General features: G+C 61.3%; 13 protein-coding genes and 1 tRNA gene. 8 read left to right on the top strand and 6 right to left on the bottom strand.

Features of this window, described 5'->3' with window-relative positions:
* Positions 1-72 precede the first annotated feature (72 nt).
* Positions 73-804: a ribonuclease III gene (gene rnc, locus IAE77_RS11885; RefSeq protein WP_294226609.1), complete on the bottom strand. Its 732-nt coding sequence runs from the start codon at positions 802-804 to the stop codon at positions 73-75.
* Between the two features lie 49 nt (positions 805-853).
* Positions 854-928, bottom strand: a tRNA-His gene (locus tag IAE77_RS11880).
* Between the two features lie 171 nt (positions 929-1,099).
* Between IAE77_RS11880 and IAE77_RS11875 the strand changes: the two genes are divergently transcribed.
* Entirely contained in the window at positions 1,100-1,300 is a 201-nt protein-coding gene (locus IAE77_RS11875) for a hypothetical protein (RefSeq protein WP_294226606.1), read from the top strand.
* On the opposite strand, the gene IAE77_RS11870 is transcribed toward IAE77_RS11875, so the two are convergent.
* Positions 1,301-3,688, bottom strand: a complete 2,388-nt coding sequence (locus IAE77_RS11870) for an MMPL family transporter (RefSeq protein WP_294226603.1) — start codon at positions 3,686-3,688, stop codon at positions 1,301-1,303. It abuts the gene before it with no gap.
* 50 nt (positions 3,689-3,738) lie between these two features.
* Between IAE77_RS11870 and IAE77_RS11865 the strand changes: the two genes are divergently transcribed.
* The 5 genes from IAE77_RS11865 to IAE77_RS11845 all read left to right on the top strand — a co-directional run bounded on the left by IAE77_RS11865 (position 3,739) and on the right by IAE77_RS11845 (position 8,272).
* Complete coding sequence (locus tag IAE77_RS11865) at positions 3,739-4,815, top strand: ATP-binding protein (protein ID WP_294226600.1); 1,077 nt, start codon at positions 3,739-3,741, stop codon at positions 4,813-4,815.
* The gene (locus tag IAE77_RS11860; RefSeq protein ID WP_294226597.1) at positions 4,808-5,476 is read left to right on the top strand and encodes a hypothetical protein; all 669 of its coding nucleotides are present in this window, start codon (positions 4,808-4,810) and stop codon (positions 5,474-5,476) included. The genes IAE77_RS11865 and IAE77_RS11860 overlap by 8 nt, the downstream gene beginning before the upstream one ends.
* Before the next feature lie 61 nt (positions 5,477-5,537).
* The gene (locus IAE77_RS11855; protein WP_294226593.1) at positions 5,538-7,031 is read left to right on the top strand and encodes an SLC13 family permease; all 1,494 of its coding nucleotides are present in this window, start codon (positions 5,538-5,540) and stop codon (positions 7,029-7,031) included.
* Positions 7,032-7,034: 3 nt separating this feature from the next.
* Positions 7,035-7,637 carry a nitroreductase gene (locus IAE77_RS11850; protein ID WP_294226590.1) on the top strand — a complete coding sequence of 201 codons (603 nt, stop codon included), beginning with the start codon at positions 7,035-7,037 and terminating at the stop codon, positions 7,635-7,637.
* An 86-nt stretch (positions 7,638-7,723) separates the two neighbouring features.
* On the top strand, positions 7,724-8,272 hold the full coding sequence (locus IAE77_RS11845) for a DUF456 domain-containing protein (protein WP_294226587.1): 549 nt from the start codon (positions 7,724-7,726) through the stop codon (positions 8,270-8,272).
* Positions 8,273-8,282: 10 nt separating this feature from the next.
* On the opposite strand, the gene IAE77_RS11840 is transcribed toward IAE77_RS11845, so the two are convergent.
* Complete coding sequence (locus IAE77_RS11840; protein ID WP_294226582.1) at positions 8,283-8,654, bottom strand: sulfite exporter TauE/SafE family protein; 372 nt, start codon at positions 8,652-8,654, stop codon at positions 8,283-8,285.
* A gap of 23 nt (positions 8,655-8,677) precedes the next feature.
* The gene (gene holA / locus IAE77_RS11835) at positions 8,678-9,799 is read right to left on the bottom strand and encodes a DNA polymerase III subunit delta (protein ID WP_294226580.1); all 1,122 of its coding nucleotides are present in this window, start codon (positions 9,797-9,799) and stop codon (positions 8,678-8,680) included.
* Positions 9,800-9,907: 108 nt separating this feature from the next.
* On the opposite strand from holA, the gene IAE77_RS11830 reads away from it, so the two are divergent.
* A complete protein-coding gene (locus IAE77_RS11830; RefSeq protein WP_294226577.1) occupies positions 9,908-10,471 on the top strand; it encodes a hypothetical protein in 564 nt (187 codons plus the stop codon).
* Between the two features lie 47 nt (positions 10,472-10,518).
* Here IAE77_RS11830 and pdhA read toward each other — a convergent pair whose 3' ends face one another.
* The gene (gene pdhA, locus IAE77_RS11825; RefSeq protein ID WP_294226574.1) at positions 10,519-11,604 is read right to left on the bottom strand and encodes a pyruvate dehydrogenase (acetyl-transferring) E1 component subunit alpha; all 1,086 of its coding nucleotides are present in this window, start codon (positions 11,602-11,604) and stop codon (positions 10,519-10,521) included.
* A 327-nt stretch (positions 11,605-11,931) separates the two neighbouring features.
* Between pdhA and IAE77_RS11820 the strand changes: the two genes are divergently transcribed.
* A partial coding sequence (locus IAE77_RS11820) for a tRNA uridine-5-carboxymethylaminomethyl(34) synthesis enzyme MnmG (protein WP_294226572.1) occupies positions 11,932-13,718 on the top strand: 1,787 nt, incomplete at its 3' end.

Below are 13,718 nucleotides of genomic sequence, written 5' to 3'. Positions count from 1 at the left end.
CATGCGGTTTGTGAATCAATCCGGCAGAAATTGTGAGCCTGATGGAACAACCAGGGTTTTTCCGCATTGTCCTCAACGGCAGGCCGGTTGTTGGCCGGATTCTTCACAGGCTGTTCGCAGTTGCTCGTGCAGCGCCGGATTGTCGAGCGCCGACTGGGCGGCGTGGACTTCCGCCTCCTTTTTGCTGCGGCCATGGCCGCGGCCGAGCTCCGCTGAGTGCCAGGAGACCGTGGCGATGAACTGCTTCGCGTGGTCAGGGCCCTCCTCGCCGATGATCTGATACACCAGGGGCGTGATGCCGACGGATTGGATGAGTTCCTGGAGGTGGCCCTTGGGGTTGTTGTCGAGCTGGCCTTGGTGCAGGGCGGCCAGATCCTCCGCAAAGACTCGCGCGGCGAACTGATGGGCTGCCTGGGTGCCGGCATCGAGGTGAACGGCACCGGCGATGGCCTCCAGGGCATCCGCCAGCGATGAATCACGATCGCGACCACCATTCGCCTCCTCGCCGCGGCCCATGCGCAGGTGGCCGCCGAGACCGATGCGCCGGCCAATGCGTGCGAGGGCTTTGGTGGAGACGAGCTGGGCTCTGGCTTTGGTCAGGACGCCTTCATCGGCGTGGGGGAACTTTCGGTAGAGCAGATCGGACAAGGCCAGTTGCAGCACGGCGTCTCCGAGGAACTCCAGACGCTGGTTATCCGGCTGCGGCCGCTGATTCTCATAGCCCACGCTGCCGTGGGTGAGGGCGAGCTGGAGCAGCGCGGGATCGCGAAAAGTGTGCCCGAGGATGTTTTCCAGCGTGTCCATGACGTGCCGCGATTCAAGCCGCTGCTGAACGCACGCTCCAGCGAAAAAGTGGGGTGACCGACGGGATTCGAACCCGCAACAACCAGAATCACAATCTGGGGCTCTACCTTTGAACTACGGTCACCATCTCGGGCGAGAGTGCGCGGATAGTAATCGCCCGGGACGGTAACGCCAGCGAAAATTCAGGGGGCGGCCGGTCCTGCCTGCCGACCGGGGAATGTGACCGAAAAGTCAGTGATTGAACTGTGACCGCGGAAATTTTGAGCTGACGGCGGCCGCGTAGCACCCTGCGGGCATGGAAACGCTCATTTCTGTGCTGACCGACGGGATCGGATTCTTCCACGATGCCGGCCGCTTTGTCTCCAATCTGGCGAAGCCGCTCGGAACAGTCGAAGCCGTGGCGGCCATGATCATTCTGGCCGTGATCGTCGCTGGCGTCGCCGCAAACGGGCCGTGGAGACGCGTTCGCAGGCCCGGAGAACATCCTTGGGATTGATCAGCGGGTCTGTGGACGACGAAACCACAGCCAGGGCAAGGCGAACGCCGCTGTGATCAGGACTGTGAGCACACCAATCATCGCCGTCATGCCCAGTGTGATGAGTCCGCGATTGCTGCCAGTGGCGAGCGCTCCGAAAGCCAGGCCGGTGCTGAGACCACAGTAGGCCAGCGAACGGCCGAGCGAGGCGGCGCTTTGACGCGTGGCCCCGGATTCGCGCAATGCGTGCATCATGTGGATCGTGAAATCGAGGCCGAGACCGAGGCAAAGCGGCACCGCGCCGACGCTCATGAGGTTCCACTGCAAATCGAACAAGGTCATGCCGCCAAGCAAAATCCAGGCGCTGGCGGCGAGCACGAGGAACGCGAACCAACGCTCATGCCAGCCACGGAACACGAGGAAGAACAGGATCAGCGCGATGGCGACCGTGGGAACGCAGACGCGCAGGATCTCCCGCTTCAACAGCGGCTCCAAGGACGTGCGCAGAAACGCCCACCCGGCGGGATGCGCGTGCGGAATCTGCTCCACGGCATGCAGAATGGCCGCGTTTTCCAAAGTGCGGCCTTTTGCCAGCCTCACCGTGCCCACGGCCATCAAACCATGCTCATTGTGTTGGGAGACGATGCCGCCGAGGTTTTCCAGCACGACGGGTTTTGGCCACAACGGCGTCACTGCGTTCGCTGCTGACCAGTCGCGCCATTGCTGGAGCACCTTCTGCGTCAGCGAAAACGCCACATCCGTGAATCCGGCCGCATCGACGGCTTTGCGCAGCTCTTCTTCGCGTTGAGCGACAGTTTGCAGGGTTTGCAGATTGGCTCGTTGGGCGTCTGCATCTGGAACCAGCGCGAGAGGCAGCACCTGCGCCTCGACGTCATCGTTTATCAGCGCCTTTTGCGTGGCGAGCATGCTTTGACGCAAAGCTGCGGCGTCAGGCGCGGCGAAGATGACGGGGACATTGCGTCCGGGCTCGGCGTTCACGTCCATCATGCGTTTCTCGATCACCTCGAACACATCAAAGGCCTCGCTCTTGTCCGGACGCAGCACGGCGGAGCCGAAATCCATGCGCGGCAGGCCTTTCGCCATCAGAACAACCGTCGCCGCGATCAAAGCGGCCATGACGAGGAAGCCCATGACACCTTGCAGCCTCATCGCGACACGTGTTGTGCCGTGATGTTCCTCCAACCGGCCGGCTTTCATGCCCAGCGGCAGAAAGCCAAACAGCATGACGGCCGCGCCGATCAAAACGCCGAGCGCGGACAAAAGGCCGAGCTGCGCAACGCCTGGAAGCTGGCTCAGTCCAAGCATGGCAAACACACCCGCGATGCTGATGGCCGACCATGCGACACCCGGCAGCGCACGCCGACGAATGCCCGCGAATCCTTCGCCAGGATGCTCACGGGCGATGTGAAGGCCGACGACGCCGAAATCCTCGATCAAGCCGGTGAGAATGGCCGCGAAGCCCATCGACATGACATTGAGCGAACCGTAGATCACACCTGCGGTGCCGAGGGTGAGCAGATTCGCGCAAAGGATCGCCAGCAGCAGCCAGAACAACGGCTTCACACTGCGATGCAGCAGCCAGAAGAGGAAGCCGACGATGAACGTCACCGCACCGATGGACTGGCGCATGTCGCCTTCCATTCCGGTGGCGATTTCCGCCTGAAACGCCGGATCGCCGGTGAAGCCGATCTTCACATGGGTCAGTTCGCCTTGCTGCGGCAGCCACTTCTCACGCACCTCGCTCTTGATCTGCGTGAGCCAGGCGTTCGCGGCCCGATAATCGGCCAGCGCCTGCCCTGGCGGCGTGACAAACAGCAAACGCAACGTGCCGTCGGCGCTGGTGAACTCATCACTCATCATGCTGCTCATGTCCTGGCCGTTGCTGAGGAATTGCAGCGCTCCTTTCGCGAGCCCGAAGGGATCGTAACCGCTGAGCGTGGCGCTTTGCAGGTCGAGCGAGGTGCCCGCGGTGTCCTTCGCTTTCTGCAACACAGCGTTGAGCGCCGCAGGATCGAGCGAGGCCGTGAGTTTCGCCACTTCTTGCGGCGAAGCATTCAGCCAAAGATACGCGACCACTTCGGCGATGATGGCGGGATCGGATTGCAGCAGGGATTTGCTGCGCACGCTGGCACAGAGCTCCGGTTTTGCCGTGAGATGCTCCGCCAACGCATCGGCTGCGACTTCCACGAGCGCGGGATCGTCGGCCTGAACCGAAATGAGGAGCAGATCACGCTTCTGCTCACGCAACAGGCGTGTTCCCTGCAAGCCCGGAAGCTCCTGCGGCAGCAGGCTGAGCGGATCCACATCGAAATCCAGCCGCGAGACGCCAAACCATCCCGCCGCGATGACGAGAAGCAGAAAAAGCAGGCGAAGGGCGGCGGGTTTCATGCGGCGGCGGAAAGAAGCGGAGCGATGCGGGATGTCCAACGGCAAAGAAGTTGAAGCCGCTGCCAAAAGCTGCCCTGTTGCGCTTCCATAGGCCACAGCGTAGGCTCAACGCCAAGATGATCACTCGGATCAAAATCCAGAACTACCGTTCCTTCGTCGATGCCGAAGTGAACTTGCGACCCTTCTCGTTGGTCGTGGGTGCGAATGGGTCGGGGAAGAGTAATGTCTTATCGGCAATCGCAGGAACAAGCGCCAAGGGAATAAGCAGGCATAAGGATAAAGATCGTTATTGGACAATTCTTGATGCCGGATGGAGCCCCCATGCGCGACACATCGGCAAGCCAGCGCATATCAAATTGGAAGGAGACGACATCAAGCCCATTGATTGCACAGTACCACCCGGCATTGGGACATCCTGCTTCGCACATGAGGACAATGCACCGTGGAAATCTCCATTTCCAATTTTTAACTTAGATCCTGGGAAAATATCTGGCATTGAGGATGTCGTTGCATCAGCGGGAGTTCGTGCAGACGGCTCGGGTACGGCACAAGTGTTAGAGATGCTTAAAAATGGAGATCGAGAGGATCTTTTCGATAGCATTGAGGAGCATTTTTGCCGCTATGTACCAGAGGTCGAGAAATTGAGCTTGCGCACTGTTCAACAAGGGAAGAAGCAGATTCAAGTTCGTGAAAAAGGGCTGGGGAACGCGGTTCTTCCTGCAACCGAGTTATCAGAAGGTACACGACTAGTGCTCTCTATTTTGACGATCATCCATCAAGAGAAGCCGGCACCAGTCATACTGCTTGAAGACATTGACCGTGGTTTGCATCCTCGATTGTTCGAGTACATGGCTCCGCTTATGAAGGACATCGCCGAGCGCCATAACGTCAACATTCTGGCGACAACGCACAATCCCTACCTCGTGGACTGCTTCCAGGACGATAAGGAAGCGGTGATCATCGTGGAGAAGAAGGACGGGGCCAGCACACTGAGCACGCTGGCGGACCGGCTGAAGGACTTGGATTACGACAAGGTCGATCCTGATGACATGCCGCTGGGCAACCTGTGGTTCTCCGGCCTGGTGGGCGGAGTGCCGCGTCCGATCAAGCTTCGCCCGCATGCTTGAGATGACGAAACACTTGTACATCCTCAGCGAAGGTGAGCTGGATGAGATGTTCTATGAACGTCTTGCGGAGCGGGTGACGGGCTTCACTTTCATGCAGGATGAGGAGTTTCGTCTGCGGCATGGGGCGAACTGGAAGACTGCGATGGCATCCGCAAGGCTGCTGATCAGTCGCTTCAAACACTGGCAAGAGAAGCAGGACATCGCGGTGATCGTCGCCGTGGACAATGATCGCGCTTCCGGGCATCCCGGCGGGCGCTCCTATCCCAAACCTTTGCCGAAGCCGGATCAATCCAAGGCTCCACGATATGAGGCGCTGCAACAGATGCTCTTCGCGGCACTCGGGTCTGATCCATCGCGCTGGCCTGTGAAGGTGGCTTTGGCGGTGCCGGTGGAGATGATCGAGAGCTGGGTGCTCCTGCTGCTGAATCCGCAACGCGAAGAACTGCCGCCTTTCAGCCAGGCTTCGCAGGGTCTTGCCAGACTTTACTATGGCAAAGTGCCACCGCCGCAGCTCAAGGATCTGCGCGACGAGGAGGTGAAGGCGCGGGGTGTGGATCGCATGCAGTTGTTCTGGGACGCGGCGGAGCAACCGCTGGAACCAGCCATGGCGGCCTCTGAGAGCCTGAGGATGTTCGTGGAGCAGTTGCAGGGCTGGCGATAAAGCCCGGCTCAGCCGCATTTTCGGCTGGATCATTTTGCGAAGACCCGCCAGCATCGCGGCCATGTTTCTTCTCGCCGCCACCACGGCCAGCTACTGGCCCTTTGTCGTTCTCGCTGTCAGCGTCGCCTTCATCATCGTGGCAATCAGTGTGCTGCGCATGCATGCCTTTCTGGCACTGGTGCTCGCGGCGTTGCTGGCGTGCCTGCTGGCGGGGAATCAATCGTGGGATGTGGTGCAGAAGGATGGCAAGGTGAAGGCGATGCCTGCCCTGGTGGGCGCGGTGGAGATGGTGTCGAAGGGACTGGGCGACTCGGCGCGTGACATCGCCATTTCAATCGCCCTGGCGGCGATCATCGGCATGTGCCTGATGGAAAGCGGTGGCGCGGACAAGGTGGTGCGGCGCTTCCTCGCGTTCTTCGGTGAGAAGCGCGCGGGCTGGGCGCTGCTGTGGAGCACGTTCATCCTGAGCGCGCCGATCTTCTTCGACACGATGTTCATGCTGATGGTGCCGCTGGCGATGGCGCTGCGCATGCGTACTGGGAAGGATTACACGCTCTATCTCATGGCGATCTGCTGCGGCGGCACGGTGACGCACTCCATGACCGTGCCGCATCCAGGTCCGGTCGCCGTGGTGGACAGCCTGCATCTCAATGTGGGCGAGTCGCTCGTCGGTGGCATGGTCATCGGCGCGATCACCTGTTTCTTCGGCTTCCTGTTCAGCAAGTGGCTCAATGCGCGCACGGAGGTGCCGCTGCGTGCGTCCGGCGGTGTGTCGCTCGATGATCTGAAGGGCATCAGCGGCAAGGCGGAGAGCGAGCTGCCATCGTTCTTCTGGAGCATCACGCCGGTGCTGCTGCCGATCATCTTGATCAGTTTGACGACCGTCTTTGAACTGGCCAACTCCGGCGCGAAAAGTGGCGCGGCGTGGGGCGTGGCAACGGTGAACGCGTTCGGCGGCCAGCAGGGATTCGATGCGGTGCGTGGCTGGGTGGACTTCATCGGGCACAAAAACATCGCTCTCATCATTGGTGCTTTGATTTCCGTCGGGGTGCTGGCGAAGCAGCGTGGTTTTGGCCTCAAGAAGATCGAGTCGCTCATGGGTCCGCCTCTTGAAACAGCGTGCATGATCATTCTCATCACCAGCGCGGGCGGTGCGTTCGGTTATGCGTTGCGCAGCGCGGGCGTGGGCACGGCGGTGGCTGATCTGGCGAAGACTTACAGCCTCAATCTGATCCTGCTGGGCTGGGTCGTGGCCGCCGTCGTGCGTGTGGCCCAAGGCTCCGCCACCGTGGCGATGCTCACCGCGGCATCGATCATGGCCCCCATGCTCGCCGACGGAAAACTCGGCTGTCATCCGATCTATCTTTTCACTGCGATTGGTTTTGGTGCGATGTTCTGCTCCTGGATGAACGACAGCGGCTTCTGGGTGGTGAACCGCCTCAGCGGCATGACGGAGAAAGAAACGCTGCGCACCTGGTCCCTGCTCGTCACAGCCGACGCGGTCATCGGTCTGCTCGTGACGCTTGTGCTGAGCAAGGTGCTGCCGATGGTTTGATCCATGACCATCATTGCCACTCATGAACAACTCAGCGCTCTCATCCGCCACCGGCGTTCGATCAAGCCGGTGGATCTGGATTCGTCGCGTGGGGTGGAGCGTGCGTTGCTGATGACGATCCTCGAAGACGCAACATGGGCGCCGACGCATGGATTGACGGAACCGTGGAAGTTCATTGTGCATCAAGGTGCGGCGCGGCAGCGACTCGCCGAGACGATGCAGCGTGTTTATCAGGCGACGACGCCGGCCAATGAGTTTCGCGAGGACAAGATGAAGAAGATGGGCGAGAACCCGGTGCTCGCGCCGGTGGTGATCGCGTGTGTGATGGAACGTCGCGGTGGAGCGAAGATCCCGGAGATCGAAGAGATCGAGGCGGTGGCCTGTGCGCTGCAAAATTTGCAGCTCTCGGCCACGGCGGCGGGTTTGGGCTGCTACTGGTCATCCCCACCGATTCTCGGCACACATGAGTTTGCGGAGTGGCTGCAAATCGGCGCTGAGGATCGTTGCGTGGGATTGATCTATCTCGGCTGGCCCAAATCAGGCCTGAACTGGCCGCGCAGTGTGCGCCAGCCGGTGGAATCGAAAACGGTGTGGCGTGAAGCGTGATGTCTGGCGTGTACGTTGTTCACGCTTGCGCGTGATTTTCATGTCCGGACACGCTAAAGGTGAACAACGTACTCATTAACGCGATCATGATGGAATGGCTCACCAACACGTGGAACGCGACGTCCCACTTCTTCACCTCGATGCCGTGGGACGTGCTCGGTGTGTGGTCGTTGACGATTTGTCTGCTGATCGTCGGCCTTGTCGGTTCCGTGGTGCCGTTTCTGCCCGGGCCTGTGCTGATTTTCATCGCTGGCGTCGTGCACACGCTGTTGCTGCCGGAGGCCGGGATGAGTGTGTGGGGTTTTGTGGCGCTGACGTTGGGAGTAGGGCTGTCCTACGTCGTTGATTTTGCCAGCGGAGCTGTGGGTGCGCGGTGGTTCGGTGCCAGTCGCTGGGGCATCGCGGGCGTCTTTGTCGGAGGCATTGTCGGCATGTTCTTCGGTCCCGTGGGCTGGGTGCTGGGACCGCTGATCGGTGGTGTGGGGTTTGAGCTGATCTTCGCGAAAAAACGACTCCAACCCGCCGCGAAGTCGGCGTGGGGTTCATTGCTCGGCACCGGCGTCGGTTTGGTGCTGCGACTGATCGTGGCGGTCGGAATGGTGGCCGTGTTCTTCCTCGACGTGCTCGTGTGGTGAGGTGAAAAGCTCACGCCTTGCCCTGCAACAGCATGCGCAGGCCGAAGACAACGAGCACAGTGCCGAAGATGCGCGTGAGCGTCTCGTTGCTCATCGTTTTCAACCAGCCAGCGCCGAAGTAGGCGAAGATCGACGCGGAGATCGCGGTGATGACGGCGACTTTCCAATCGACGTAGCCCGAACGCGCGTTCTGCGTCGTGGCCATCAACGCCGTGGGAATGATGATGGCGAGCGAGGTGGCGACCGCGGTCTTCTGCGGCAGCTTCAAGAGCATGACAAAGGCGGGCACCATCACGACTCCGCCGCCGACTCCGCAGAGCGCGGCGATGACACCGCTGAGAACGCCGATGCCGAGACAGGTGATGACGAAGGACGTGGACATGATGCGGAAGTCTGGACGCGGGTTCAGCGGGATCGTGAAAGCATGCCGACGAGAAGCCGCTCCAGCACCAGCTTGGGATCGAGCGAGGAAGTGACAAGCTTCACGTTCGCCGCGAGGCAGGCTTTGTAGGCGGCGTGCAGTTCTTCGAGCGTGAAGTTGCCGGTCTCCGGCAAGGCGAGGAAGAGCGGATAGGCGTTGAAGCCGCTGCCGTCCTTCTTGCGCGGCAGATGTCCGGTGGCCGTCGATGGCAGGCCTTCGAGCGAGGTGCAGAAGCCGGCGTAATTGAATTTGTTCAGCTTGTAGCGTGAACCGAGATCCTTGATGAGCAGAAGGCTGCGCACACGCGGAACAATCGCGGCGAGGAGCAATCCAATCGCGTTCTGACCCTGATACATGAGCGTGCCGAGCAGATCGAGCGCACGCGGCAGGTCGCGTTTGCCAATCGCATTGCCGAGATCCCACAGCACGCCGGCGCGGCTCATGGAGACGAGGCCTTGCACGGTTTTCAATCCGGCGCGGCGGCGTTCGCCGAGGTAGAGATCGATCTTTTCGAGTTCGTTCTCCATCTGCCGCGTGTCATCGCCCGCCATCTGCACCAGCAGTTCGAGCGCACCGGTTTCAAAGGTGATGCCCATCGCCTTCACTTTGCGCGAGGCATCGGCGAGCACCGCCTGCTCCCAACCGGCCTTTGAGGTGTCCGGCTTGTCGAAGACCTCGATGTTCGCGATCTTGGAGATGCGTTTGTAGGAGCTGCGTCGTTTATCGATCGTGTTGGCGCTGATGACGAAGCGCACATCGGTGCCGAGCCCGCCTTCGACCACATTGAGGATGCGCTCAAAGCCGTTCACCGCATCCTGCCCACGACCCGGGCCGGAGTCGCCGAGGAAGTTGGCGTTCTTCAGCCACACGACCTTGGTCCCGCCGAAGAACGGCAGCGTCTGCAACGCCATGCACACGTTCGAGCAGATCGTGCCGGCGTGATCGGCGTTGTCGGCGGTGCCGTCGATGATGTCGTTGCTAAAGTCGCCCGCGTCCGGCGGCGTGAGGCTGCGCACCAGCATGAGCGCGGCTTCCTTCACACGCGCCTCGTCGCTGCCCAGGATCACAGTGACCTGGCTGGCGGTGGGTTTCTTCGGCGGCGGCATCGTTCACCGATGGAACAAGATGCGGGCAGCATCAAGTTTCACGCGGCAGCCGCAGTCTTGACATGCGGCGCGCGATTTGGTGAAATCAGCGCAAATCCAGACCATCCTATGAAAGCAATCACGATTGGGACCCAGGTTTCAGCAGCGGCCGCCTTCATCGCGGCCTTCTTTTTTGCCACGGCTCCGGTTCAGGCGGAGGATCTGAACGCGGTGTATCAGCAGGGACGCGCTGCCTTCTATCGGGGCGACATGGCGACCGCCCAGGCGCTCCTGTCGCAGGTGGCGGCGGCGAATCCGAAGCATGTCGAAACCCAGCGCATGCTGGGATTCATCCGCGCCAATCACAAACCGGCGGAGAACACACTCAAGAACCAATACGCGACCGTGATCCTGCCGAAGGTCGAGATGGCGGACGTCAGTCTCACGGAAGCGGTCGAAGCCCTGCGTGCACTGTCAAAGAATGCCTCGGGCGGCAAGGTCACTCCTAATGTGATCGTGAAAGGCGAGGAACTGGGCCAGCGGAAGCTCAGTCTGACGCTCGCAAACGTCCCGCTGACCGAGGCCTTGAACTACGTGACCCAGCTTGTGGATGCCAAGGCCACGTATGACAAGCATGCCGTGATCCTCAGCAGCCAAGCCGACTCGACCGGCTCCACGGCGGCGACGAAGTAGCCGTAAAGTGTTGATTCTGAATGAGTTAAGCCACCTTGGCCCGCAACTCAGTCGTTGAAGAAGTGACGTCCGGTCTGACCGGCTTCGGTCTTGTTGTCCACTTCCCAATACACATCTTCGAAGATCGTCTCCGGCTCGGGATAAGGACTGGATTTGGCGAATTCGGCCGAATCCTCCGCTTCCTTCTGGGCCTCTTTGTCGATCTTCTTCAAGTCTTCCTCTGTGGCGACGCCTTCGTTGAGCAGGTTGCGCTTCCACACCTGGATCGGGTCATGGTCGCTCTGGAACTTCTCGACCTCTTCCTTCGTGCGGTATTTGAACTTGTTCGCGTCGGCCACGGAATGGCCTTCCCACCGGTAGGTGGCGATTTCGAGAATGCTCGGCTTTGATTCGTTGTGCGCACGCTCGATCGCTTTGCCCACGCCGGCACGCACTTCATAGACGTCCTCGCCGTTGAACTGCTCCCACGCCATGCCGTAGCCTTCGGCCCGTTTGGCGAGGAAATCCTGATACGCGGAGGAGCGCTTCTGGCTGGTGCCCATCGAGTAGCCGTTGTTCTCGATCACATAAATGACCGGCAGGTCCCAAAGCTCGGCCAGATTGAGCGACTCGTGGAAGGCACCCTGGTTCACCGCCCCATCGCCGAGGAAGCACAGAGCCGCGCCTTTGATGCCGCGATACTTCAAACCATACGCCAGCCCGAGGCCAAGCGGGGTCTGGCCGGCGACGATGCCGTGGCCGCCCCAGTAATTCTTTTCCGGCGCGAAGTAATGCATCGAGCCGCCCTTGCCGCGGGAGCAGCCGGTGGCCTTGCCGAAGAGCTCGGCCATGCACTCGTTCATGCCCATGCCGACCGCCAAAGCGTGGCCGTGGTCGCGGTAAGCGGTGATGACGTGATCGTTCGGTCCCATCACCGAAACCGTGCCGACCGCCACCGATTCCTGGCCGATGTAAAGGTGGAGGAAGCCGCCCATGCGACCCGCCTGGTAGTGCTGGAGCGACACCTGCTCAAAGCGGCGAATGCGCACCATCTGGCGATACAGGTTCACTTTGTCAGCCGCCGTCAGCTTCTGGTTGATCGGTGCCGAAGCATGCGCGGCAAGGGAGGCGGAGGAGTCTTGGATCTGGGCCATGTGGGGAGCCGCGATACTAGCGGGAAGGGTGCCAAAGGCAAGCGGGCGTTCGCTGCGGCGGGACGCCAGTTTCAAGTTTCACGTTCCAAGTTTCAGGTCTGGAAAACCACCTCCGCACGCCTGCTCACTCCTCCACTTTTCGAGCACGAGAGGCACCCGACCAAGCTCCGTGTCCGCCATCTTGGAACCTGAAACCTGAAACTTGAAACCCAGCCGGACTCCGCCCGCCCACGTTCCACATGGAACAATCGAATCCCGCATGCTATCCTCGCGGTCCCCTGCCCTTCCCGGCCAGTTCGTCATTCCGCATTCATCATTCGTCATTCCATGTCTCTCTACACCTTCCCCAAGCACTACGATGTCATCGTCTGCGGAGCCGGTCACGCCGGGGTGGAGGCCGCGATGGCGGCGGCACGCATGGGCTGCCAGACGGCCATCCTCACCCAGAATCTCGACACCATCTCGCAGATGTCGTGCAACCCCGCCATCGGCGGTCTGGCCAAAGGGCATGTCGTGCGGGAGATCGACGCCCTCGGCGGCGTCATGGGCCGGAACACGGACGCCACCGGCATCCAGTTCCGCATGCTGAACGCCCGCAAGGGCCCCAGCGTCCAGGCCCCCCGCGCCCAGTGCGACAAGAAGGCCTACCAGTTCCGCATGAAGTGGCTCATCGAGAACCAGCCCAACCTCGACCTCCACCAGGGCAACGCCGCCGAGATCCTCGTCGAAAACGATGCCATCACCGGCGTGCGCACCTCCCTCGGCATGATCTACCGGGCCAAAGCGGTCGTCATTTCCTCCGGCACCTTCATGCGCGGCCTCCTCCATGTCGGCCAGCAAAACCAGGCCGGCGGCCGCATGGGCGACAGCATCTCCACCCTGTCCGACAGCCTCCGCCAGCTCGGCTTCGACGTCCAGCGCTTCAAAACAGGCACCCCCTGCCGCCTCAACAGCCGCAGCATCGACTTCTCCAAGTGCGACCTCCAGCCCGGTGATGAGCCGGCACCGCGGTTTAGCTACCTCTCGGGCGTGCTGGGGGAAGACGAGAGCGAGAATGCGGAATGCGAAATGCGGGGTGCGGAATCCCCAAACGCGCCCGCCGATTCCTCTGCGCATTCCGAATTCCGCATTCCAAACTCCGCATTTCATCGCTTCACCCTCAACTCCTGGCGCGATGTAACGTTCCACGTGGAACAAATTCCCTGCTGGATCACCTACACGACCCCCCAGACGCACGACATCATCCGGGCCAATATCCACAAATCGGCCATGTATTCGGGCAAAATCGAGGGCGTTGGCCCGCGCTACTGCCCCTCTGTGGAGGACAAGGTGGTCCGCTTTGCCGAGAAGGAGCGCCACCAGATCTTCCTGGAGCCCGAGGGCCGCCACACCCGCGAATTCTACGTCAACGGCGTCTCCACCTCCCTGCCCTTCGAGGTCCAGTATGACTTCATCCGGTCCATCCCCGGCCTGGAGCAGGCCGAGATCATCCGCCCCGGTTACGCCGTCGAATACGACTACTGCCCGCCCACCCAGCTCCACCCCACCTTGGAAACGAAGCGTGTCTCCGGCCTCTACTTCGCCGGGCAGATCAATGGCACCTCCGGCTATGAAGAAGCCGCCGGCCAGGGCCTCATCGCCGGGGCCAATGCCGCCCTCAAGGTCCAGGGCCGCCCCCCCTTCCTCCTCCAGCGCAGCCAGGCCTACCTCGCCGTCATGATCGACGACCTCGTCACGAAGGGCACCACCGAGCCCTACCGCCTCTTCACCTCCCGCGCCGAATACCGCCTCCTCCTCCGCCAAGACAACTGCGACCTCCGCCTGACCCCCCTCGCCGCCCAGATCGGCCTCGTCTCCGACTTCCGGAAACAGCACACCCAGGCCAAAATCGACGCCGTCTCGGCCGCCAAGACCCTGCTTTCGGAAACCCGCCTCGACGGCATTTCCGCCGTCCAGTGGCTCAAACGGCCCGAAAACACCCCCGCTTCCCTGCCCTCCGAGCTGCGCGACCGTTTCATGCCCGAGGTCTGGACCCTCGTCGAAAACGACGTCAAATACGCCGGCTACATCACCCGGCAGGAAGACCTCGTCGCCCGCACCGCCCGGATGGAGGA

Origin of the sequence: Prosthecobacter sp. (assembly GCF_014879935.1) — a bacterium.
In the GTDB taxonomy this organism is placed as follows: domain Bacteria; phylum Verrucomicrobiota; class Verrucomicrobiia; order Verrucomicrobiales; family Verrucomicrobiaceae; genus Prosthecobacter.
This window is presented reverse-complemented; position numbering and strand designations above follow the sequence as displayed.